A 22,493-nucleotide genomic window follows, 5' to 3' on the forward strand; every position below is an offset into this window, starting at 1 on the left:
AAAGCGATGACACATCTAGTCCCTAACCGGGCGGACATTCCGCACTCCAACATCCGGCCAGCGGCACTTTGGCGCCGCATGCCACCTGTTATCGACCGCATTGCACACCGCCTCCAACCGATCGATATCAGGCGTCAAGCGACGCTCTCAGCTCAGCCTTCAAATCCTCCATATGCCGCTGCTTCACGCCGAGATCGCTCCACGCAGACGGATGGCAGGTGAACGCCAGAATCCAGGGTGAGAACGATACGCCCGCAGACGCTTTGCACGCAAAGCTTCGTGGGATGGCGACCCGCACTGCGGCGTGCGGCACTGAGTGCTTAAGCCGACGCGGACGCGTAGCCAGCAGGAGAACTGTTTCGCGTCAGTTCGCGGCTAACGGTGGTCGGCGAGCGCCCGAGTATCCGGGCGATGGCCCGGATACTCGAACCCTGCAGGTGCAGGCTTGCAATGGTCAGACGCACTTCCGGTTGAAGCTGCCGGCACTAGGTTCTTTTGTGCATTGCAACACCTTATACGAGACAGGTGATGCATTTCAGATTTGAGGCCGTCATCTATAGTCGCGTAACGAATGCCCGACATTGCGTGAAGTTGTCGTCTGCAGAACATGTATGATTGACTTATCGTTGGTTTTGCGTGCTTGTTCTAAATCATCTGGAGGTTAGACTGAATGACATCAGCGGTAGAGAAGCCTGAAGGCAGAGAGTTGCTCGTGAAGATTTTCTCTGTCGGCGACCCGCGCCCACTCGAGCACTTTCTTTCCGACCCGAACGTTATGCTGCATGAGGTCACGGTAACGGGAAAATTTTCCTCGTCAAAGGATTTCGAGGTTTGCCTGATTTACGAGATCGACTCAAAAAAGACCACCAACAATAAGTTTCGTCAAGTCGTCGCGGGTCCGGGGAGTACTCGAGTGGGAATAATTTCTTCCGTAGTAAATCGTGCGAGCGTTGAGCGTTTCTTTATAACTTCTTTCGTTACTCAAGAAGGATTTCGGTATGTGCTCTTCTGGGATGAATCCGATTCCTAGGAGTTGGTCGGAGTTGAGATAAGGCGTAAGTCGGGACACCGCGTTGTGGTTGAGTTCGCGGCGGTTGGCGGACTAAGCTCGGCTGTAAAGGCGAATCGGAATGTATTTGGAAGTGCACCGGAAGCCGATTGGGTGATGGGAACCCGCAAAGCACCTCCGCTTATTGGGTCTACACAGTAGCATCGAGGTGGTTTCGTATCTCTTGCCCAAAGTGCTCTCGCAATACTGACCGGCTGGGATGAAGCTCGCCCCGCTTGACTGCGCTGCAACGCAGTGGTGTGCTGTCGACGGAACGATTCGCCCCGACGAACACCACCTCGGCTAGGCTCATTCGTCGCTTACAACGAAGTCGTCAACGATCTCGATTGCGCCTGTTGCTCGAACGGCATCGTCTGCCACTGCGATGCTCGAAGAGGAAGTAACACGTCGCCGTCCCTGCTTCAGCTTCTTTGGCAGCCGTCCCGTGCCGAACGTATGCACGTTCTCGTGCCCGCTTGATCATCAAGTGCTGCCCTGCCTTCGCGTGACAGAAACCGCCGACGCTTCGGGCAAACCGGGAACTTGAAGCACCTCGTGACACTCGGCATCGAGAACGTCAAGCTCCAGACGACGCACCCCTGCCCCCGGTGTATGACTGATGCCGAAGATACGATCCACGAGCAGTAGGAGCACATCCCGCTCCCTTGATCAGCAGGGAGCGTTCAGCCTTTACGTTGTCCGCACCTTCAGCCTCATTCGCTGTCGCTCAGGCCCACCCAATCGTTTCTTCTTTTTCTTCATCATGCCCATCGTCAATAGCCTCGACTTGATCTTGGGCTTCGCTCTCACACGCTGCTCATCTTTCGCGAAATACCACGTCACGTATCTGGTGAGCTTTCTGAGCTTGACCTGGTCACTGCCCCTGATTTTGCCGACTACCCACTTATCGGCTTTTTCCAGCTCATCCCGGTTTGGATTGATGTGGCAGTTGTGCACATAGCCACGTCTCCCCGTAATCGCCTTCCAGTACGCCTCGATTTTCTTGACGAGATACTTCACGCTCTGCACCTTCTGACCATCAAAGAAAAATATGCAATGAAAGTGAAGCGGACCATCGTCGGACCTCTCCATCTTCGTGACGTATCCGATCATGTTCTCGAATACATCCTTACCCGCGCCTCGCTGATTCGCGAAGAAGTTCGCTCGATCCTGGAACGCTACTTCCGCATCGATCCTCGCCCTGTTCTCTGCCAGTCGATCCCCATCAAGTTGCGCGTCACGCGTGGCTGACCAGGCTGTCGCATCACCAATTTCCCACGCTTTTCTCACCATCGTTGCCTGTCCGTCTAGCGCGAATTGCATATAGCCCATATCGACACGCACACCCAGAATCTTCGAGAACTTGCTTAGCTTCGCGATGGTCTGCCGAATCGATTTCTTCTCGCCCTTGATCACGGCCTTCCAGTCGGCCATCCTCTTCTTCGTATTCTTCACCACCGCCTGGCGCCGCAGATAATCAACGAAGTCATTGAATATCTCTGCCTCACACATGCCATCCACCAGGTGCCATGCCGGTTTCTGGAATACGCAATGACCTATCGTCGGATGTGATCGAAAGCACTCGAAGAACAATTCAAAATCCGGGCTATATGTCTGATGCTCCCAGTGCAAGCTCATGAGGTGATGAAGGCACTTGTAGTAGCTTGCCAGCGGAGATGTTTCCGTTACCTTTCTGCGATTGCGCTTGCATTCGACATGAAATGGCACTCCCTTCGAATACAGGACGAAGTCCATGAACTTTCTCAGCCGTTTCGAGAGCCATCCGAAGTCACCTGTTTTCCAGGTACGGTCTTCTTCTGTCCGGTGAGAGATTTCAACACCGGGTTGCTGCATGACCTCTTCGAACGAGAGATCCAAGATATCCGGTTTCTTTTCTGCGAGTTGTGCGCCCATGGCTTCCTCTACGTTGTATCTACATGACGATTACCTCTGCAGGTAAATATTTCCCTACGCTGAAGCAAGGGATCCTTGCATCACGGAGAGTGACGCTTGAATCCCGTAATCACCTGTGTATGGATAGATGCTTATAAAAAAACATAATTGCATGCTCTTATAGAAAACTGATCAATAAAACAACTAAACAAATGATCTCACTGTATAACCTTGGCGCCATCTCGTGAAAACAGGGTATAAATCGTGGAATTCGATCTCGAACACTGAAATATTCACCATATGATGGATCAGAGTTATCCCGAGATTTTTCATGATTGAAAAGACGACGAATCATGCCGTGTCAAGCTGATTTGTCGGTAGCTCACACCGTACATCTCGGTGTGCCGGGCATCGTATTCGTTGACATCGATCGTTACAGATCGATTCTTCTGAGTTACGGCCGATTTCGTCCGGCAGGATGATGCAAACAAGATTGTTTCATCATCTGCATGCTCAAATACGACGTGTCGTGATGCCTGCCGGGCAGACACATTGCACATACGAACAGGAGCTTTGCGCCCCTCTCGCACGGCACGTATCGTATCGGATCGATACAGCGAAGAACACGAAAATGTTGGACGGTCCAGAATAAATGCGGCAGGCTCTGCCTGCCGGTCACGAAGACGGCGCCCGCCCCAAAAACAAGCGCAAGCTGCGCCACAAGGCGAAAAATCGGTGCTACAGGTCTACATGTAGCACCGTAGCACCGATTCGAGCACGCCCCGGTCACCGCGGAGGAAGCGAGGTCCCGCCCAGCGTACTGACGGCACTGGCACCGATGCCGAAGTGGTTCGTGCTTAACCAGATGAACTTGCGCGAGCCGTAACCGCCCTGAGCAATCACGCCTTCGACCTCAAGATAGTCCAGCGCGGCATCGACGCGCTTTTTATCGTGACGGAATTCACGACCGCCCCAGCAATACTGACGCACGATGCGCGTACTCACGTGCATCTGGCCGGTATTCTGATGGTAATCGCGCAACCACGCTTTCATCTGCACTGCATCCTGCTGCACGACCGGGATATACATCGAACCGAAGATTTGGATGTACTGTTCCGTAAACCACTTGCACATGCGAATAGCACGTCGCATGTTTTCGAGCGATACATCAAGCGGATGCTCGTTCTCCGTCACTTCATAAATCAGCGCGATGCGCGCGATGTTCTCCGCACACTTGGCGATGTAGTTCTCGATCGGCTCGTAGCAGCCACCCGCACGTACCGACTGCGCCAACCACTCGAACGCGGCGATCCACTGCCGCTTGGCATCTGCGCTCATTGGCACAGGCTTTCGGCTGACATCGCCTGCGCTCAACTTCTCCCCCAGGCGCGTCAGCAGACGCTCAGACCAGCTCCAGTAATGCTCACGTGCTGCCGTTGAAACACCCTGCTTGCCGGCGATACCACGTCGATCCGGTTTAGGCGAGTGTGACACCAGGCAGCGAGCAAGGAAACCGAGTTCGTCTGCATCCTGCCCCTTGCCCTCGACGAATCGACGGAATGGACGGGACTGCAACGCAGCAACAAGTGTCAGGCATATACCGGTGATTCTGGTGTTGCCCGTCGTTTTCAGGTTGCTACGAAAATCCGAGCCGTCCCAACCGCTATTGATCAGGTCGAGTGCAGAGGTGAGCGGCCCACTGGTAAAACGGCTCGCTTCATCGAAGTACAGACCTGCTACCGGTCCGTGCTCTGCCATCCCGAAGAACAAGCCTTGCCATGTAGCATGAGCATACAGCAGTTGCAACGGCTTCTTCTTGCCCGGCTCACGAGCCATAATCAGTTCATGCTGAAGACTCCGGCGCTTGCGACGAAGTGGACGGTTCCACTCCTTCTTGAGCTGCTTTTCGCAAACATCGAGTCGGATCGCCCAGATCCGGTGCTCGCTTTTCGAGGCGTTATCGCTCTTCGCCAGCTCTGCCGCCTGCTTTCGCTCGAACGTGAGAATCGGCTTTTCGAGCTCCTTTCTGATGGTCGACTTGAACGCACTCGTCTCCGCCAACGGAATGGTCAGCAACGCGCACGGACCGGGTGCGCAGTTCGGCCTCACCTGATCGTACAGACCTTGCACAGACAGCGCGAGATTGCCGAGCACCGTGGTCTTGATCATTGGAGCAACGTCATCGCTCGTCGTGTCGCCAAGTTCATTGACAAGCGCCGCCATCATCGGCGGCATGTCACTCGGCGACATGCCTGGTTCCGCGAAATCATCGAGCCCCCAGCCTTCCTTATTGACTGGAGCAGCATCAGCCGCGCGAAATATGTCTCGAGGCGGATCGCTCCACCTCGACGTAAATCGTTTATTGCCGTATTGATACATGGATTGAATATGGAAATGGCACCACATGGGTGCCGTGATTGAAGAGTATTCCGCTGCATAGACGACATATGGCCGATGCTGTGATTGCCACACCGATCGATGCTGTCACGTTTAATTGGAGTCGCTGCCTAACGTACGCGATTTGCACTCGGCGTCGTACCAACGCTCGAACGTTCCGCGCACGATATCCACGCCGAGATCCTTCAGCACGCGCAGGATTTCCGCGACAGACGCGCCGCTTTCTTTGGCATACTTGACGTCGTCAAAGAGTTCGTGAAAACGAGCGCGCGTCTCAGCCATTGGATCAGGTTTCAGACTGCGCAGCTTGTGACGATCAACATCGTTATAAAACTTGGATGCCGGCTGCAGGCCGTTCGGTGACTGGCTCATTAGGCGGCCTCCAGCATCGACCGCACGTCGGCCGCGCGAAAGAACCAGCGACGTCCAAAGCGGCGCGGCTTCAGGCCGTGATACGAGCCCTTCGTCGAGATCGCCTTGCGGATAGTTTGCGGCTCGCAGCGCAGATAGGTGGCGGTCTCTTCAACCGTCCAGTTCGGAAGCGTCAGGAATGCCGGCTGCTGCTCGACATGCTTCTGATACGGAGTAGCGTGCGTCGTTTGGCTAAAGCATTGCTGCATGATGGAACCCTCCAACTTGTAGCCATTTGAGTACCCACCGTGGTGGGGCTGGCTACTCGCCAACACTGGGTTGGGCGAGCAGTTGGAGGGAGGATCATTTACGGTAAGAGGTCCGGCCGCTTTACCGTAAGTATCCTCGTTGACTGGCGCTGATTTGCTACGAGGACTACCGTAAATTTAGGACGATCAGGCAACAATGTACCGTAAGCATCCGGAGTTAGCCTGCGACGCCAGGTGAGAAATTCACCAGCGATGGGACGTGAGGGGCCGGGGCAAGCTCATTCCCCATACTTGACCCGGCTAGCAAGCTCTGCACGCTCACTTGCTATCCATCGATCATTCCATTCTGCCATTCCCGGGCACGCGAACACGTTATCCAACGTTTCAAGCGAGACTTTCACAATTGTCCGCTCGGATGTTCTTGTACCGTCGTGTAGGACCTTTTTATTTTTGACGCGTCCGTCGCCAAGAGCCAATGCCCAGGCCACCACAAAGGGATGCCAATGCACCGTTGAATGCGGTGCAGCGCCGGGATTGATTCTCGCTTCATGTAACCAACGATAAGACTTCGAGTCCCCGAGCATTTTTTTCAAGTCTGTCCGACTCCATCCGATTCGACCACCGAACGCGTCCGCGACGACATCCGAAGTTAGGGGCGCTGGAGGATCGTTCATCTTCATCAATCGCTCCAGGAAGAAGGGGGGCGATTTGCGTGTAGGTCTTGAATTGCCTTGGGGTACGGCTTCTTCGACCGTTTGCACCTTCGGAAACGAAACTTCAGATACATTGCGATCTGCTGAGGGACGATCAAGAGAAGCGATTCTCTTCGAGTCCGAAAACCATGTGTTTGCTTCGGCATCAATTGTTGGAACGCCCCAAGTACGGTCGCCAATGCCATAGGCCTGCGCTGTCCGCTGCATGTTCTGCGCGCGAAGAATCCATTCGGGTTTGAACCCTGGTACCGCGATTCGTGTACGTTCAAGAAACGCATCAACCTCGTGGATGTTGCGGTATTTGCACCACGACAGAAAATCCCGAGGCCGAGCCAGGTCGCCGCCGCCAATTTGGCTGCGCCACAATGCGAGTATCCGTAGTGCCGGGGGGATCCTGGGATCGGCAATCTTAAGGCCCTGGCATTGAGCTTCATCGAGCGGCCCCTCGTTAGTCCGCGGGTCTATCCCACAGACTAGAAGTGCTCCGGCGAGTATCGGCCAGTATTCCTCTTTAAGAAGTGTCTCGATTTCTTCGTCTTTGATACCCGTCACGACCATGGCCATAAACACCCCGTGAAACTAGTTTTCCTTCAACTATGCCGGTCCATCAATCAGAATTTCGACAGCCTGATTCAAAAGTAATACGGCGGTGCCTGGGCTTTCTGGCCAGTAACTGTCAGCCCCGATGAGAACTGCTAGGACCGCACCCACCGCTACCAAGTTTTGTGCGAGATGGACCAGATGTAATGCGCTCGGGCCTCGTATCGCCGACATCCAATTCCGCGCAGTCCGCTCGCTTGCGCCGGTGACGCGTGCCAGCTTCTTCGCAGTGTTTCTCGAATCCCCACTTCCTGTTTCAGCGCAACTGCGATAGCAAACGCGTATTCGCTGTCAGCGATCCTTTTCAGCTCGCCCGGCGACTCTTTGCGTGTTTCCCGCAACATCTTTCCGCCCCCGAAAGTATATTGTTTCCGACCTAAATATGAATGGCAACGGGGTGCGCGGAACTTGAAGAGCAACGGTTTCCAGAGAAGCGGGCACGCGGTGATCCGACGGGTGCGGAAAAATCGTGCGGTAGATGCCGGCGGCATGGAACCTGCTGCTGCCTTCGGCCAGAGCGCCGGCCCGGGTCATGTCCTTGCCATGCGTTTTGGGGTGGCATGCTGCGGGTGATCGTAGTGGTAATGGCGCTCGCTCCAGAGCAGTTGGCGGCTCTCGAGATACTCATCCCGAGCCTCGCCGGACGTGACGTCGCGTCACCATTGCGGGAGAAGAGCCCTGACATCGCAACGTCCACGTAGTTCGAAAGAACCCGCAACCCCTCGCGCAGCATAGGGCTTTCTGGGCTCCTCTCCCGAGAAGTTCGTTGACAGCCGAGTCTCTCGGATTCAGCTTTAGGGCGCCGGCCACTTGCTCGCATCGCCGAAAATCTCTGCCCCCTACGCCAAGGGAGGTGCCCATGCGGCTTACCGATCCGGAAGTTCGCCGGGCTGCACCACGAACGAAGACGTATCGTATCTCGGACGGTCGCGGAATGTATGTTGAGATCACAACCACAGGGGGAAAGTACTGGCGCCTCAAATACCGTTTTCTCGGCCGCGAGAAGCGGCTGGCGCTTGGCGTCTACCCTGACGTCACACTCGCCCATGCTCGCCGCAAACGCGACGAGGCGCGTGCGATGTTGGCAGATGGTGTTGACCCGGGACAGGCTAAGAAAGAGAAGAAGCGCTTGGCCCGGCTCAACGCGGCGGCAACCTTCGAGGCGGTTGCGCTGGAGTGGTTCGAGAGACAGGCTCCAGGTTGGGCGTCCAGCCATTCCGAGAAGATCATGGGACGCCTGAAGAAGGACTTGTTCCCGTGGCTTGGCTTCCGGCCCATTGCGGACATCACTCCACCGGAAGTATTCGAAGTGCTGCGTCGGGCCGAGTCGCGAGGGGCTCACGATACCGCGCATCGGCTCCATCAGAATTGCGGGCAGGTCTTCCGCTACGCCGTTGCGACCGGGCGCGCCACCCGCGATGTCAGCGCCGACCTACGCGGCGCGCTGCGACCGAATCGGCATACTCGTTTCGCCTCGATCACGGATCCCGTAGAGGTCGGCGAGATGCTCCACGCCTTTGATGGCTTTTCGGGCACCCCTGTCGTACACGCTGCCCTGCGGTTAGCGCCGTTGTTGTTCGTGCGGCCCGGCGAGCTGAGGCAGGCCGAATGGGCGGAAATCGACCTCGAGCAGGGCCAATGGCGCTATACCGTTTCAAAGACGAAGACTGAGCATCTGGTGCCGCTTGCCACGCAGGCAGTTGAAGTTTTGAGGGAGTTGCAGGCGCTCACCGGCCAGTGGCGCTACGTATTCCCGGGCCGCGATCGCAGAAAACCGATGAGCGCTGCGGCTATCAATGCCGCGCTTCAACGACTCGGTTACGACACGAAAACGGAGATCACCGGCCATGGTTTTCGCGCAATGGCGCGCACGATTCTGCATGAGCGTCTCCGCTTCCCTGCCGACGTCATCGAGCACCAACTGGCCCACAGCGTACCCGGTGCGCTTGGTAACGCCTTCAACCGCACCCGCTTTATCGAGGATCGGATCGCGATGATGCAGGCTTGGGCAGATTACTTGGATCGGCTTAAACTGGGTCGAATACAGGGCCGAAGCGGCCGAGAAACATTTGAGGCGTGCGAATTTTTGCGTCACGAGGTGACAGCAATTGGCGGTGACGATGCCATGAGCACGCTACCTGTCACCGCGCGGGGCCGCGTGACGTTCTCGAAGGAGGTATTGCAGCGCCTGAGCATCGAACCCGGCGGGAAGGTGGAGCTGCACCTGCTGCCGAATGGCCGCGCCGAGTTGAGGGCCGCACACACGAAGAGCGCCTTCCAGGAGCTGCGGGGCATCCTGAAGAGCAGGACAAACGGCGCTCGATTGAGCATTCGGCAAATCAACGAAGCGACGGCCGAAGCCGGCCTTGCATCGCCGGACAACGACAACAAGCGTGACGACAGCGCGCCTGACCCGCGCGAACCGTAAGCGGTCCCACAGCTCTACCCGGCAGGGCGATCTATATGGATTGGCGTGTACCAAATCCGGTTACATGGCGGTTACATGAGCCGCAGAAACAGAAAAGGGTTACAGGAAAATTACCTGTAACCCTTTGATTTTCTTGGTGGAGAGGAAGGGGATCGAACCCTCGACCTTCGCATTGCGAACGCGACGCTCTCCCAGCTGAGCTACCCCCCCAACACAAAAATAATTCTAGCACAGCCATTTTCCCTTTTGCCAAGCCTCCAGCCCCGGGAAAACCTCATCTGGACGGCGCGCCCGCGAGCACCCAGTCGACCACCGCGCGGATGTCCGCATCGCTCATTGATTGATGGGCCGGCATCGGAATCATGCCCCATACGCCGGAGCCGCCGTCCTTCACCTTGCGCGCGAGTTTGGCCGGCGCCTGCGCGTCGCCCTTGTACTTCGCGGCGATTTGCTGGAACGACGGACCGACCAGTTTGCGATCGACCGCGTGACAGCCCATGCACGCATTCGCGGCGGCGACCTGCTGGCCGCGCGGCACCTCGGCCGCGCGAGCAACCGACGTCATCGCGCCCGCCGTCGCTCCGACCACCAACGCGAACACGACACCCGCACGCCTCATACCGCGCATCAAGGCACCGCCTTCGGATTACCCGGTCGCACCGACGTCGACGAGTTGACCGGCGCAGGCGCCTGCTGATCGAGCGGCCGCGCGCTCACCGACGAATCGGGAATCGCGCCGACCGTCGGCTCGCTGACCTCGGGCTGCGAGGCGGCCACCGGCGCCGTCGCACCGGCGGCAGCAGCAGCTTCGGCTTCCTGCGGCTGGATGTACTGGAACACCTTGACCACCTCCACGACGCCCGGCACGCGGCTCGTGACGTCGGCGCCGATATTGCCCTCATTCATCGTGACGAGGCCCATCAGATAGACGTTGCCGCGCTCGGCCACGACCTTGAAATTGTTCGCCGAAATGTTCTTCTCGGCGATCAGAGCGGTCTTCACGCGCGTTTCGAGGTAGGTGTCGTTGGTGCGCGACGAGAACGAGCTCGCCGGCGCGATCGCCAGTTCATTGACGATCGTATTCACGTTGTTCATGTTCCGCACGATGCTCTCGGCACGCTGCTTCGACGCCTCGCCCGCGACCTCGCCGGTCAGCAGCACGCGGCGGTTGAACACCGTGACGTTGACGTGCGCGGAGTCCGGCAGATTCTGGCTGATCTGCGACAGCGCCTTCACCTGAATCTCGCGATCCTCGGTCTGCGCGCCGAGCGTGCGGCGGTCGGTCGCCATCAGCGCGCCGCCGCCCGCCGCGGCCCCGACGGCGAGAAAGCAGCCTTGCAGCGTGGCCGACAGGCCCGCCGCGAACCCGACCACGAGCACGGTTCTCACCAGTGTCTTCTTGATGCGGAAAACGCTCATCAACTAGCTCTCCTTCGAAATCAGTCTCAGTCTTCGCCGAGCAACATGGCATCGATGCCGTCGCACAGGCAATGGATGGTCAGCAGGTGCACTTCCTGGATGCGCGCCGTGCGGTCGGACGGCACGCACACGTGGATGTCGGTGTCGCTCAGCACTTGCTGCGCGCGTCCGCCGCCCTTGCCGGTCAGCGCAACGACGATCATTTCGCGCTCATGCGCGGCTTCGATCGCGGCCAGCACGTTCGCGGAATTGCCGGATGTAGTGATCGCGAGCAACACGTCGCCGGGCTGACCGAGCGCCCAGACCTGTCTCGCGTAGATCTGTTCGAACGAATAGTCATTGGCGATCGCGGTGAGCACGGAGGTGTCGGTGCTGAGTGCAATGGCCGGCAGACCTGGCCGCTCGCGCTCGAAGCGGCCGATCAGCTCGGCCGCGAAATGCTGCGCGTCGGCGGCCGAACCGCCGTTGCCGCACGCGAGGATGCGATTGCCGTTGGCGAGCGCGGCGAACATCGTGTCGATCGCGGCGGCGATCGGCATCGACAGGGTTTCGAGGGCTTCGAGTTTGACTGCCGCGCTGTCGCGGAAGTGTTGTTGGATGCGTTCGACTGACATCGAGTCTCTATCTTCTACCGCGAATGGACCGCACTGCGCGGCCGTGTTGTGAAGTCATACTGCCAGGCTGTGGCCGCCGATGAGTTCGCGCGGCACGCGAGCGCAAGTTTATCGCACTCACGCGCGTTGTCTGCGCTGTCGGTCAGACTTCGTCGGCGCGAAACGCATCGCGCAACCACACCAGCCTGCCGCTCTCGAACGCGACGACGTCGAAACGGCACGCGGGTTCGTCGCGCGGGCCGCGGGTCGTCGTGGCGCGCGTCGCGAGATAGTGCCGCGCCGCTCGCACGATGCGCTGTCTCTTCTGCCAACCGATGCTCGCAGCCGCACCGCCATAATGCAGCTGCGCACGCGCGCGAACTTCGACGAACACCAGCGCGCCGTCACGATCACTCATCACGAGGTCGATCTCGCCGCCCCGACAGGTGACGTTGCGCGCCACGAAGCGCAGACGCTGGCGCTGCAAATATTCTCGCGCGCGTGCTTCGAAAGCCGCGCCGACGGATTTGGACTGGTGAGCGCAGGAAAAGTTGTGGGCGGTTTTTGGACCGGCGTTTATGGGCATCTTTTGCGCAGTCTTCGGCACGGCCTGCTCGCGCAAGCCCACATGGCACAATGTCGGCCTCGTTCCGTCTGTTTGTGTCTTCCGTGTCATGACTCCTCTCTCCGAACTCGCGCAAGGGCAGCAGTACCCCGCCGCCGCGCTGTATGTGGTGGCCACGCCGATCGGCAACATCGCCGACATCACGCTGCGCGCGCTGCACGTGCTCGGACTCGCGGACCGCATCGCCGCCGAGGACACCCGCAACACCGGTCAGCTGCTCGCGCGCTACGGCATCTCGAAGCCGCTCGTCGCCGTGCATCAGCACAACGAGCGCACCGCCGCGCAGCGCGTGATCGAGTATCTGCAGGCCGGCGAGCGCGTGGCCTACGTGTCCGACGCGGGCACGCCGGGCATCTCGGACCCCGGCGCCAAGCTCGTCGATGCCGTGCGCGAGGCCGGCTTCGTGGTGGTCCCGCTGCCCGGCGCGAGTGCGCTCGCCACCGCGCTCAGCGCGACCGGCGACTGGGTCGCGACGTTCTCGTTCCTCGGCTTCCTCCCCCCGAAGCCGAGGGCGCGCGCCGCCGCCTTGCAAGCGCTCGCGCAACATCCTCACGCGATGGTGTTCTACGAAGCGCCGCACCGGATCGTCGAGACGGTCCAGGCGCTCGCCGATGCGTTCGGCGGCACACGCCGTCTGCTGATCGCGCGGGAACTGACGAAGTTACACGAAGCCCTGCACCAGGGCACCCTGGCCGAAGGGCCAACGTGGCTCGCTGCCGACGCGAACCGGCAGCGTGGCGAATTCGTGCTGGTGGTCGAAGGCGCGGCGCCCGAAGCGGCCGGCGAGCACGATCACGACGCGCTGCTCGGCATCCTGCTGGAAGAATTGACGGTGAGCAGCGCGGCGAAGGTCGCGGCGGCGCTCACGGGCGCATCGCGCAACGTGTTGTACGCGCGCGCGCTGGCGCTGAAGGAAGACAAGCCCGAAACGTGAGGGTCGAGCCCGGCGGGTAAAAGGCTGACGGCAACAGAAAAGGGCCGCATGTCGCGGCCCTTCGATTTTCTGCAGACGGTTGGTTCAGCCGACGCGGCATCATCGCCACGTAACGTCACATCACTTGTTCGAATCCGAGTTCGACGCGAGCGTCTCGTTCAACTCGGCGCGCGCTTCCTGCTGCGTGAGCCCTTCGATCTTGACCCGCGCGGTGCCGGTGTGGCGCATGTCGAGCATGGCGGCGGCCGCCATCGACAGGTCGATCACGCGGCCGCGGGCGTATGGGCCGCGGTCGTTGATCCGTACGATCACCGAGCGCGAATTGGCCGGATTGGTCACGCGCACGTACGAGCCGAGCGGCAGCGTGCGATGCGCGGCCGTCATGGCATGCATGTCGTAACGCTCGCCATTGGCGGTGCGGCGGCCGTGGAAGAAGCGTCCGTACCATGACGCGCGTCCGATCTGATGGAAGTCCGCGACGTCGACGCCGTCGTCGGTGAGCGGCTGCGCGTCAGCCAGCGGCGACGCGGGCGCGTTCGACGCGCTCGGGCTCGAGGCCGGCGCGCTACCGAACGATTGCGGTCCGAAAGAGCTCAGGTGCATGTTCTTTGTACTTTGCGGCGTGTCGTTCGCGGACGTATCGGGCGCGCCCGGAGGCGTGGCACAGCCGGCCAGTACAAAAAAGGCAAAAAGAGTCCCTACACCACGGGTTAGCCGAGTTTTCATAAGACGTGCAATCACATTGTCGAGCCGCGTCACCCGCAAACTGCTGGGTATGTTGCTTGCGGCTCCGGCGGTAGGGACGACAACGCGCCGCGCGAAAATGCGCAGTACGTCAAAGCCCGGATACGGCTCACTCAGCCGCTACCGCACGGTTAATTTTCACGTCTGGCGCAACCTGTCCCCGGCAGCCTGACCAGACCCCACATGCCGCCAACTGAACGTGGCAATGACACGTTCTTGCGCGCGCAACTCAGCGCGCAGGAACGGCGGCGTAGGCCCCACCCAGCGTCACGGAGATTAATTCCGTAGCAGGCGCGCGGCGCCTGGCTGGGCAAGACGTGTGCATCGAACGCATCGATACTGATGGCCGTCGGTATTCCGACAGCCCTTACTTGAACGGCGAGCGGCATTCCCTTTTTGTGGGAACGCATCGCCTTGTGGCAGCACAATTCCTAGTGCATGGAGTCCATTATACCCAAAACTTTTTTTTGGGATGGTGAGCTGCTCAAAAACTTGATCAATCTTCACATTTATCGCAAAAATGGACATACGAAAGTCCGAGACGGGCCGTGAGCCGGCCCCGTCGCATGGGCGGCGGAGGCTGTCGCGAGGCCCGGTACAATCAACGTTTTCCCAGCGCGTCGTCCAGCCATGAAAGTCACCCTGATCCCCGTCACGCCGTTCCAGCAGAACTGCTCGCTGCTCGTTTGCGAGGCCACCGGGCACGCTGCCGTCGTCGATCCGGGCGGCGACCTCGACATGATCCAGCGCGAGATCGCGCGGCAGAACGTGACCGTCGAAAAGGTCTTGCTGACCCATGGCCACATCGATCACTGCGCCGGCGCGAAGACACTCGCCAGCCACTACGGCGTGCCGATCGAAGGTCCGCATCCCGACGAACGCTTCTGGCTCGACAAGTTGCCGGACCAGAGCACGCGCTTCGGCTTCCCGGCCGCCGACGCCTTCGAGCCGGACCGCTGGCTACAAGACGGCGACACCGTGCATTTCGGCGACGAAACCCTCGAGGTCTACCACTGCCCCGGCCACACGCCGGGCCACGTGGTCTTCTTCAGCCGCGCGCACCGGCTTGCACTAGTTGGCGACGTGCTGTTCGCCGGCTCGATCGGCCGCACGGATTTCCCGCGTGGCAATCATGCGGACCTGATCCGCTCGATCCGCGACAAACTCTGGCCGCTCGGCGACGACGTCACGTTCGTGCCCGGCCACGGCCCGACCTCGACGTTCGGCGCCGAGCGCCGCACGAATCCCTACGTCGCCGACGGAGTGGGCGCATGAGCAGCGAAATCTATGTGAGTACCGACGTCGAAGCGGACGGCCCGATCCCCGGCCCGCATTCGATGCTGAGCTTCGCATCCGCCGCATACACCGAAGACAAGCAGCTGATCGCGACGTTCTCGGCGAATCTCGAACTGCTCGAAGGCGCAGCGCCGCATCCGGTTCAGGAAGCGTGGTGGAAGACCCAGCCGGAAGCATGGGCGGCCTGCCGCCAGGACTTGCAGAAACCCGAGGCCGCCCTGACCGCCTATGTCGAATGGGTCGAGGCGCTGCCGGGCAAGCCGGTGTTCGTCGCGATGCCCGCCGGCTTCGACTTCACCTATATGTTCTGGTACATGATGCGCTTCGTCGGCCGCTGCCCGTTTTCGTGGTCGGCGCTCGACATCAAGACGCTCGCGTTCGCGATGACCGGCCTGCCGTACCGCAAGAACATCAAGCCGCGCTTTCCGAAGCACTGGTTCGACGAGCATCCGCACACGCACGTCGCGCTCGACGACGCGATCGAGCAGGGTGCCCTCTTTTGCAACATGCTGAAGGACCTGCGCGCGCGTCAGCCCGAGCTGCCGGGGGATGGCAAGGATGATGGGGACGGCTCAGGGCAAAACGCCGCTCCCGACCCGGTAAATTAGGCAATCTCGCTCGCGAGAGCCGTTTTACATTGCGTTTCGTTTTCGCGCCCTCTACCATGCGTTGATACGGCGACGCTAACGGAGGCGCAGTTGACACTCGATACGTTCTCACAGAAGATCCTGCGCCTACTGCAGCTCGACGCACGTCGTTCCGTGCAGGAAATCTCCGACCAGGTCGGGCTGTCGAGCACGCCGTGCTGGCGGCGCATCAAGGACATGGAACAGTCGGGCGTGATCCAGCGCTACACGGCGCTGCTCGATCGCGAAAAACTCGGCTTGCATGTGTGCGCGCTCGCGCATATCCATCTGACGCGCCACACCGAAGGCGGCGTCGAGCAGTTCGAGCGGGAAATCGCCACCTGCCCCGAAGTGACCGAGTGCTACAGCACGACCGGTGAATCCGATTACATCCTGAAGATCGTCGCGCCGGACATCAAGGCGTACGACAGCTTCCTGCACGAACGCATTTTCAAGATTCCAGCCGTCGCGCAGGTGCGGACGAGCGTCGTGCTGCGCGAAATCAAGTTCGATACGCAGTTGCCGTTGTGACGCATGCCGCCGCCGCGGGCGGCATGAAGGTTCGCGGCATCGGGTGTCCGAAACTCATCGGACTCAGGCGGCGTTGTGAGGCTCCGTGGCGATTGACCGACCGCCGGGGGCGACGCCGGTCTTGAGTTCCGCCACCGAACCGCCTTGCGCGGCCGAGATATCCCGTTGCAGCAGCACGTCTAGCTTGCGCGCGCCGAGACGACGCTTGAGCGCCTCCAGATCGACGCGCCCAAGCGACTGCGCCTCGCTTTCCAGCAGACGCGCGGCCTCTGGGCCGTCCGCAGCGCGCCCTTCAACGGACGCCGCCGCCGGTAACACCACCTCCACGTCGAGCCCGGTGCTCAGGTAGTGCAGATTTATCCCAGCGGCCTGCAAGCCCCAGGCCGCCAGCGCCGCGTCGACCTCGGCGGTCACGCGCTCCCGCGGCGGCAGATCGACCGGTGGATGCGCGAGCGCATCGTTTTCCGGATCGACGTGGATCAGCGCGTCGAGCACGCGCTTGTCGGTCAGCACACGCAGCCGCGCCGACTCCGCGATGTAATGCCCTTCCGATACCGAAATCATCGGATCGACCAGAATGTGCGCGTCGACGAGCGCGAAATCGCCCATCTTGCGCGTACGCATTTCGTGCACGTCACGCACGCCGGGGGTGGACATCAGCAATGCGCGCATGTCGGCCGCGGCGGTTTCGTCGAGCGCGCGGTCCGACAGATCCTGCAGCGCGTCCCAACCGAAGGTCCAGCCCATGCGCGCGACCATGAAACCGACGATGGCCGCCGCGATCGGGTCGAGCAACCGCAAGCCGGCGAGACTGCCGATCACGCCGATCCCCACCACCAGCGACGACGCCGCGTCCGAGCGCGCGTGCCATGCGTTCGCGATCAGCATCGCGGAACGCACGCGCTTCGCCTCGCGCAGCATGTAGCGAAACAGCGCTTCCTTGCAGACCAGCACGAGCGCCGCGACCGCGAGCGCGCTCATGTGCACGGCGGGAATATTTTGCAGGTCGGCGAGCCGCGTACCGGCGCGCCACAACATGCCGACGCCGACCGAGATCAGCAGCGCGCCGAGAAATAACGACGCCACCGTCTCATAACGGCTATGCCCGTAATTGTGATCCGCGTCGGGCTTGGCCCCGCTGTGCCGATTGGCAATCAGCACGACAAAATCGGAAATAAGATCGGCAAGCGAATGGACACCGTCGGCAACTAGCGCCTGCGAGTGCGCGATCGTGCCGATGGCGATTTGCAGCGTCATCAACACGCTATTGAGCGCAATACTCGCAAAAGTACTTTTGCGCGCAACGCGTTGTTTCTCGGTGGTTTGGGCGATCGCGGCGGACTGCATGCTGAAGTGGCGGAAATGTCAATTATCGTTATTGTAGCCGCCGCGAATCGCGCGCGCAGGGAAAAGCGGAAAAAAACCTTTTTAAATCAATCGCTTATCTAAACGAAAAGCATTCGCGTTCCAGTTGCCTGAAGCGCATGCGACAAAAAACTCGGCGCCGCAAATGACGAAAACCGCGCCCTGAACGGTGCGCGGCTTTTTCAGATTCTGCAGCAGGCTATAAAACGCGGTGGATCGCCGCTATTCGTACTACGTGCGGCCAACCCTCACTGCCCGCCTGATCGTGATTACTTCTGGATCAGAAACTTTTCGCGATCAAGACCCGCAATCCAGCGCGGCGGCTTGCCGCGACCGGACCACGTGCTGCCGCTTTCCGGATCGCGATATTTAGGCGCGACGCCTGCGCGCGGCCGGCTCGCTTTAGCGCCTTTCGGTGCGCGGCCGCCGCCGAGTTCGCTCAGCGAAATGCCGTAATCCGCCATCTTCTGCTTGATTTCATTCAAGACTTCCGCGTATTCGCGCGACTTCGCTTCTTCAATCTGCTTTTCGAGCTTCTCGCGCTGTGCGAGCAGTTCCTTGTAAGAAGACATAGGTTTCCCTTGTGGTATGGATAAATGACCGCCGGTCTTTTGCCGACTCGCCTTTGAAGGTTTCATGCCTCGGAATTTGACGGCGAGATTAACACAAAATAGAAAGGCTGGATAAGCAACCGGAAAAAATTAATTTAAATTCGTTTCAAAAAGTTTCCTGCGCTGCTTTTGGGTCGGACTACGGCCTTTCTAATCGCTGATTTCGCATGTCGCTAAAAAAGTCCACTCATCTGCATATTTACACGATTTAACTATCAAGAAATGAGACTTGAGCGGTCCATTGCACATCGAACATTTCACGGCATGAAAGCTTTGGCTTGGATAAGCCGCGCACTATTGAGACAAAGATCAGACCCGTTCGTCGCGACTGGCGCACGCGCGCTTTCTCGATAAACGATAAATACTTAATCCGCATTCCGCTCGATGCAGACTTCGAGCGCGGCGTGCAATGTCCCGGTATCGGACCGGGCGCCATCGAATGCGAAACGGTGGCGCACGCCGTTGCGTTTCAGATCGGCGCCATAACGGTCGACACCCAGCAATTCGACGCCGCCCGTGCCACTCAGCCGGTGACCGAATTCCGCGATCAGCGCGTCCTCCTCGCTGACTGCAAGCGGCGGCAGCGGATCGAGTTCGGCGCCATTGAGCCAGCCCATCGCGCCAAAGCCGCCGATGTAGCGCAGCCGCTCGACCTCCATGATCCAGAACGTGAAATCGCCCAGAATCAGGTAGCGCTCCGCGTCCGGGTGATAGCGCAGGTAGCGCCGCGCCAGTTCCGGGCTCGAGCCGACCGGCTCGAAGCGGCCAAGCAGCGTGACGCGCTGGCCGCCCAGCACGTCGCCGTCGGGTGCGTCGACGGCCAGAAAACCGGCGCGCGGATCGGCGTGCAGGTTGTGCGTGTGCTCCGCGAGCCGGCTCACGAGGATCGTCGGACGATGCCGCGCGTCCGGCGCGAACGGCAGCACCGACGGATACGGAAAGCCCTCGGGCTGGCGAGCGTGCGTGGCGAGCGTGCCGACCGCGGCCGTGTGCAGCAGATGCAGCGGAGCGTGAGCCGGAATGTTCAACTGAGCGTTCCTCGTTGAATTAGGAATGAACGGAAAGCGGTGAGCGGCAGAAAAGCCGCCGCGCACGGCAATCCAAAAACCAACTGCGGCGTGCCATGGCATGACAGCCGGCAATACCGCCAGGTTGCATCCCCCAGCCTATCAATCGTATGCGCCCGATCCCACGGCTCCAAGCATTCGCCACCACGCTTCGATAGAATCGAAGATCCGCTTTCAATGCGCTTTCTCGCGCACTTCGCCTCGAGACCTCCGTGCCCGATCACCAAGCCTCCGAATTCGCCGTCCTGCCCGCCGCGCATCGCAATCTGTCCGTCACCGCACGGCAACGCGCACGCGTTGCCACGATGGCGGTATTTTTCATCGCCGGCATGATGTACGCCTCGTGGGGCGTGCACGTGCCGACGGTGCGCGACCGCTTCCATCTGAATCCGGCGATGCTGTCGTTTGCGTTGTTCGCGGTGGCGGGCGGATCGATCGGCGCGATGGTGACCAATGCGTCGTGGATCGCGCGGGTCGGCACGCGCCGCGCCTGCCTGACTGGCGGCCTCGCGATGGCCGCCTGCGCCGCGCTGATCCTCGTCGTGCCGGCGTACTGGATCGTGCTGATCGTGCTGGCCGTCTTCGGCGCGGGCATGGCCACGCTCGACGTCGCGATGAACGCCGAAGCGAGCGCCGTCGAAAAGGCGCTCGGCAAGCCGATCATGTCGTCGCTGCATGGGATGTTCAGCCTTGGCGGCATGTTCGGCGCGGCGGTGGGCGGGGCGCTGCTGTCGCGCGGCATGGCGCCGGCTGTGCATCTCGCGCTCGCCGCGGCGGCCAGCGCGCTCGTGCTGGTGCTCGCGTGCCCGTCGGTGCTGCCGCACGTGCCGCACGCCGAGCATCCCGATGCCGCGACGCCGCGCGCGAGCCGCTGGCGCTCGCCGGCGTTGTGGGCGCTCGGCACGATGGCGCTGGTCGCGCTGATCGCCGAAGGCGCGATGTACGACTGGGCCACGGTCTATATGCGCGATGTCGTGCTCTCCACGCCCGCGCTCGCCAGCGCCGCCTACGCGGCGTTTTCCGGCGGCATGGCGGCAGCGCGTTTTGCCGGCGACGCGGTGCGCGCCCGCTTCGGCGCGCCGCAACTCGTGATGATCAGTGCGGCGCTCGCCTGCGCCGGGATGGTCGACGCGCTGCTGCTGCCGAATCCGGTGGCCGCGCTCGCCGGCTTTGCGCTGATCGGCTTGGGCCTCGCGAACATGATGCCGGTGCTGTTCGCCGCGGCCGCGAGCGTGAAGGGCATCCACGCGGCCGAGGGGCTCGCGCACGTCGCGGGGCTGGCCTATTTCGGGTTGCTGCTCGGACCGGTGATCATCGGTGCGGTCGCGCAGGTGACCAATCTGACGATCGGGCTGTCGGTCGTCGCCGTGTGCGCCGCGATGATCGCGCTCGTCGGGCCGAAGGTGCTGCGGCGTTTGAAGATCTGACGCAAACGCAACGCCAAAAAGAAGAGGCACGCAAGCCTGACGGCCCACGTGCCTCTTTGGCGGCAAATCGAAGTGCGGCCCGACGCCGCCTTCGACCACACCGAATTTACATCTTCACGACGTCGAGCAGCGTCTTCTTGCCTTGCTTGTAGTTGTACAGCGAGATCACGCCGTGCTGCAGGTCGCCCTTCGAGTCGAACGTCGTTTCGCCGATCACGCCCTTGTAGTCGGTCGTCGGCATCGCTGCCAGGATCTTCGCCGGATCGGTCGAGTTAGCGCGCTTCATCGCGTCGACGATGATGTACACCGCGTCATACGTGAACGGCGCGTAAATCTGGATCGGCTGGCCGAAGCGCTTCTCGTACTTCGTTTCGAACGCCTTGCCGCCCGCCATCTTTTCGAGCGCCATGCCGGCTTCCGAGCAGACGATGTTGTCGGTTGCGTCGCCGGCCAGGTCCGACAGCTTGTCGGTACACACGCCGTCACCTGCCAGCACCTTCGCGCGCAGGCCGAGCTGCTTCGCCTGCTTGGCGAACGGGCCGCCGGTCGCGTCCATGCCGCCGTACATGATCGCGTCGGGATTTTCACCCTTGATCTTCGTCAGAATCGCGCGGAAGTCGACAGCCTTGTCGTTCGTCGCGTCGTGCGACACGACGTTCATACCGAGCGACTTCGCCGTCTTCTCGAATTCGTTCGCGAGACCCTGGCCGTAAGCGGTCGAGTCGTCGACGATCGCGACGCTCTTCACCTTCATGCCCTTCGCCGCGTAGTTCGCGAGTGCCGGGCCTTGCTGAGCATCGGTCGCGACGACACGGTAGGTCGTCTTGAAGCCTTGCTGCGTGTAGGCCGGGTTCGTTGCCGACGGCGAGATCTGCACGATGCCCGCATCGCTATAGATCTTCGATGCCGGGATCGAGGTGCCCGAGTTCAGGTGGCCGACCACGGCGACGACCTTGTCGTCGACGAGCTTCTGCGCAACCTGCGTGGCCGTGCGGGGGTCGGCCGCGTCGTCCTGCGCGTCGAGTTGCAGCGTGATCTTCTGGCCGCCGATCGTCAGACCCTTCGCGTTGATTTCCTCAATGGCGAGGCGCGCGCCGTTTTCGTTGTCTTTACCCAGGTGAGCGATACCGCCAGTCAACGGCGCGACGTGACCGATCTTCACGACCGTGTCGGCCGCGGCCGATGTTGCCAATGTCGCGAACAGCACCGCCGCAGCGCTGATCGGCAACAGCTTTTGAATCTTGATGTTCATGTAAGTCTCCAGTTTCGGTCAAAACAACGTAATCGCCCTGTGCCCCGCTTCCCCTACTCGTGTCGCTCAGTCCCGTGGACGACCACGCCGGTTGCATCGTTCATGCACTTGGCCAGTACGTTTACCGGACTGTTTGTGACAGTTGGCAAACCGTACTTGCGCGCAAGTGTAGGCCATCAAATTAATTTGGGGGAATTTTTTGAGAAAGTGGGAACAACACTAATAGCGCAGTTCCCGGGCGAACCGCTCGTGGCTTGGGCGAGCGGACCGGAAAGCCCCAGCCCATGCGGGTTTCCGCTAATTA

22 protein-coding genes, 1 tRNA gene and 1 pseudogene are annotated in these 22,493 nt (G+C 60.5%); 8 read left to right on the forward strand and 16 right to left on the reverse strand.

What is annotated here, in order from left to right:
* Nucleotides 1-323: 323 nt before the first annotated feature.
* A pseudogene (locus tag OKW35_RS08220) lies at nucleotides 324-503 on the reverse strand (helix-turn-helix domain-containing protein); the annotation flags it as partial.
* A gap of 167 nt (nucleotides 504-670) precedes the next feature.
* On the opposite strand from OKW35_RS08220, the gene OKW35_RS08225 reads away from it, so the two are divergent.
* Nucleotides 671-1,030 carry a hypothetical protein gene (locus OKW35_RS08225; protein WP_429551681.1) on the forward strand — a complete coding sequence of 120 codons (360 nt, stop codon included), beginning with the start codon at nucleotides 671-673 and terminating at the stop codon, nucleotides 1,028-1,030.
* A gap of 708 nt (nucleotides 1,031-1,738) precedes the next feature.
* Here OKW35_RS08225 and OKW35_RS08230 read toward each other — a convergent pair.
* The 5 genes from OKW35_RS08230 to OKW35_RS08250 all read right to left on the reverse strand — a co-directional run bounded on the left by OKW35_RS08230 (nucleotide 1,739) and on the right by OKW35_RS08250 (nucleotide 7,235).
* Nucleotides 1,739-2,962, reverse strand: a complete 1,224-nt coding sequence (locus OKW35_RS08230) for a hypothetical protein (RefSeq protein WP_429551682.1) — start codon at nucleotides 2,960-2,962, stop codon at nucleotides 1,739-1,741.
* A gap of 765 nt (nucleotides 2,963-3,727) precedes the next feature.
* Complete coding sequence (locus OKW35_RS08235) at nucleotides 3,728-5,191, reverse strand: DUF3987 domain-containing protein (protein WP_429551683.1); 1,464 nt, start codon at nucleotides 5,189-5,191, stop codon at nucleotides 3,728-3,730.
* 240 nt (nucleotides 5,192-5,431) lie between these two features.
* A complete protein-coding gene (locus OKW35_RS08240; protein ID WP_429551684.1) occupies nucleotides 5,432-5,710 on the reverse strand; it encodes a hypothetical protein in 279 nt (92 codons plus the stop codon).
* The gene (locus OKW35_RS08245; protein WP_429551685.1) at nucleotides 5,710-5,958 is read right to left on the reverse strand and encodes a helix-turn-helix domain-containing protein; all 249 of its coding nucleotides are present in this window, start codon (nucleotides 5,956-5,958) and stop codon (nucleotides 5,710-5,712) included. Before OKW35_RS08245 ends, OKW35_RS08240 begins: the two co-directional genes overlap by 1 nt.
* Before the next feature lie 278 nt (nucleotides 5,959-6,236).
* Nucleotides 6,237-7,235, reverse strand: coding sequence for a hypothetical protein (locus OKW35_RS08250; protein WP_429551686.1), 999 nt, complete (start codon nucleotides 7,233-7,235; stop codon nucleotides 6,237-6,239).
* 895 nt (nucleotides 7,236-8,130) lie between these two features.
* Here OKW35_RS08250 and OKW35_RS08255 point away from each other — a divergent pair.
* Entirely contained in the window at nucleotides 8,131-9,699 is a 1,569-nt protein-coding gene (locus OKW35_RS08255) for a phage integrase central domain-containing protein (protein ID WP_429551687.1), read from the forward strand.
* Nucleotides 9,700-9,833: 134 nt separating this feature from the next.
* On the opposite strand, the gene OKW35_RS08260 is transcribed toward OKW35_RS08255, so the two are convergent.
* The 5 genes from OKW35_RS08260 to OKW35_RS08280 all read right to left on the reverse strand — a co-directional run bounded on the left by OKW35_RS08260 (nucleotide 9,834) and on the right by OKW35_RS08280 (nucleotide 12,297).
* Nucleotides 9,834-9,909: transfer RNA gene (locus OKW35_RS08260), tRNA-Ala, on the reverse strand.
* A gap of 64 nt (nucleotides 9,910-9,973) precedes the next feature.
* A complete protein-coding gene (locus OKW35_RS08265) occupies nucleotides 9,974-10,318 on the reverse strand; it encodes a c-type cytochrome (protein ID WP_429551840.1) in 345 nt (114 codons plus the stop codon).
* Between the two features lie 8 nt (nucleotides 10,319-10,326).
* Complete coding sequence (locus OKW35_RS08270; protein ID WP_184060819.1) at nucleotides 10,327-11,118, reverse strand: BON domain-containing protein; 792 nt, start codon at nucleotides 11,116-11,118, stop codon at nucleotides 10,327-10,329.
* 26 nt (nucleotides 11,119-11,144) lie between these two features.
* A complete protein-coding gene (locus OKW35_RS08275; protein WP_429551688.1) occupies nucleotides 11,145-11,732 on the reverse strand; it encodes a phosphoheptose isomerase in 588 nt (195 codons plus the stop codon).
* A gap of 142 nt (nucleotides 11,733-11,874) precedes the next feature.
* Nucleotides 11,875-12,297 (reverse strand): YraN family protein, encoded by a 423-nt coding sequence (locus OKW35_RS08280; RefSeq protein ID WP_429551841.1) that lies wholly within the window; start codon nucleotides 12,295-12,297, stop codon nucleotides 11,875-11,877.
* 88 nt (nucleotides 12,298-12,385) lie between these two features.
* Here OKW35_RS08280 and rsmI point away from each other — a divergent pair, with 88 nt between their 5' ends.
* Nucleotides 12,386-13,270: a 16S rRNA (cytidine(1402)-2'-O)-methyltransferase gene (gene rsmI, locus OKW35_RS08285; RefSeq protein ID WP_429356447.1), complete on the forward strand. Its 885-nt coding sequence runs from the start codon at nucleotides 12,386-12,388 to the stop codon at nucleotides 13,268-13,270.
* 120 nt (nucleotides 13,271-13,390) lie between these two features.
* Here rsmI and OKW35_RS08290 read toward each other — a convergent pair whose 3' ends face one another.
* A complete protein-coding gene (locus tag OKW35_RS08290) occupies nucleotides 13,391-13,996 on the reverse strand; it encodes a septal ring lytic transglycosylase RlpA family protein (RefSeq protein WP_184060825.1) in 606 nt (201 codons plus the stop codon).
* A 648-nt stretch (nucleotides 13,997-14,644) separates the two neighbouring features.
* On the opposite strand from OKW35_RS08290, the gene OKW35_RS08295 reads away from it, so the two are divergent.
* The 3 genes from OKW35_RS08295 (at nucleotide 14,645) to OKW35_RS08305 (ending at nucleotide 16,467) form a co-directional block, all read left to right on the forward strand.
* Entirely contained in the window at nucleotides 14,645-15,289 is a 645-nt protein-coding gene (locus OKW35_RS08295) for an MBL fold metallo-hydrolase (protein ID WP_184060827.1), read from the forward strand.
* On the forward strand, nucleotides 15,286-15,918 hold the full coding sequence (locus OKW35_RS08300) for an exonuclease (RefSeq protein WP_090802665.1): 633 nt from the start codon (nucleotides 15,286-15,288) through the stop codon (nucleotides 15,916-15,918). The genes OKW35_RS08295 and OKW35_RS08300 overlap by 4 nt, the downstream gene beginning before the upstream one ends.
* Nucleotides 15,919-16,008: 90 nt before the next feature.
* Nucleotides 16,009-16,467, forward strand: a complete 459-nt coding sequence (locus OKW35_RS08305) for an Lrp/AsnC family transcriptional regulator (RefSeq protein WP_012431468.1) — start codon at nucleotides 16,009-16,011, stop codon at nucleotides 16,465-16,467.
* A 63-nt stretch (nucleotides 16,468-16,530) separates the two neighbouring features.
* On the opposite strand, the gene OKW35_RS08310 is transcribed toward OKW35_RS08305, so the two are convergent.
* A complete protein-coding gene (locus OKW35_RS08310) occupies nucleotides 16,531-17,724 on the reverse strand; it encodes a cation diffusion facilitator family transporter (RefSeq protein ID WP_429551689.1) in 1,194 nt (397 codons plus the stop codon).
* Here OKW35_RS08310 and OKW35_RS08315 point away from each other — a divergent pair.
* Nucleotides 17,713-17,916, forward strand: coding sequence for a hypothetical protein (locus OKW35_RS08315; RefSeq protein WP_187612135.1), 204 nt, complete (start codon nucleotides 17,713-17,715; stop codon nucleotides 17,914-17,916). The two genes, OKW35_RS08310 and OKW35_RS08315, sit on opposite strands and share 12 nt — an antisense overlap.
* A 185-nt stretch (nucleotides 17,917-18,101) precedes the next feature.
* Here OKW35_RS08315 and OKW35_RS08320 read toward each other — a convergent pair whose 3' ends face one another.
* Nucleotides 18,102-18,404: an H-NS family nucleoid-associated regulatory protein gene (locus OKW35_RS08320; RefSeq protein ID WP_008921239.1), complete on the reverse strand. Its 303-nt coding sequence runs from the start codon at nucleotides 18,402-18,404 to the stop codon at nucleotides 18,102-18,104.
* A gap of 404 nt (nucleotides 18,405-18,808) precedes the next feature.
* Complete coding sequence (locus OKW35_RS08325) at nucleotides 18,809-19,471, reverse strand: HugZ family protein (RefSeq protein ID WP_429551690.1); 663 nt, start codon at nucleotides 19,469-19,471, stop codon at nucleotides 18,809-18,811.
* Between the two features lie 251 nt (nucleotides 19,472-19,722).
* Between OKW35_RS08325 and OKW35_RS08330 the strand changes: the two genes are divergently transcribed.
* Nucleotides 19,723-20,937, forward strand: coding sequence for an MFS transporter (locus OKW35_RS08330; RefSeq protein ID WP_429407744.1), 1,215 nt, complete (start codon nucleotides 19,723-19,725; stop codon nucleotides 20,935-20,937).
* 106 nt (nucleotides 20,938-21,043) lie between these two features.
* Here the strand turns inward: OKW35_RS08330 and OKW35_RS08335 are convergent, their stop codons facing one another.
* A complete protein-coding gene (locus OKW35_RS08335; protein ID WP_184026037.1) occupies nucleotides 21,044-22,189 on the reverse strand; it encodes a branched-chain amino acid ABC transporter substrate-binding protein in 1,146 nt (381 codons plus the stop codon).
* Between the last annotated feature and the right edge of the window lie 304 nt (nucleotides 22,190-22,493).

Source organism: Paraburkholderia sp. MM5477-R1 (assembly GCF_050436385.1).
GTDB lineage: Bacteria > Pseudomonadota > Gammaproteobacteria > Burkholderiales > Burkholderiaceae > Paraburkholderia > Paraburkholderia tuberum.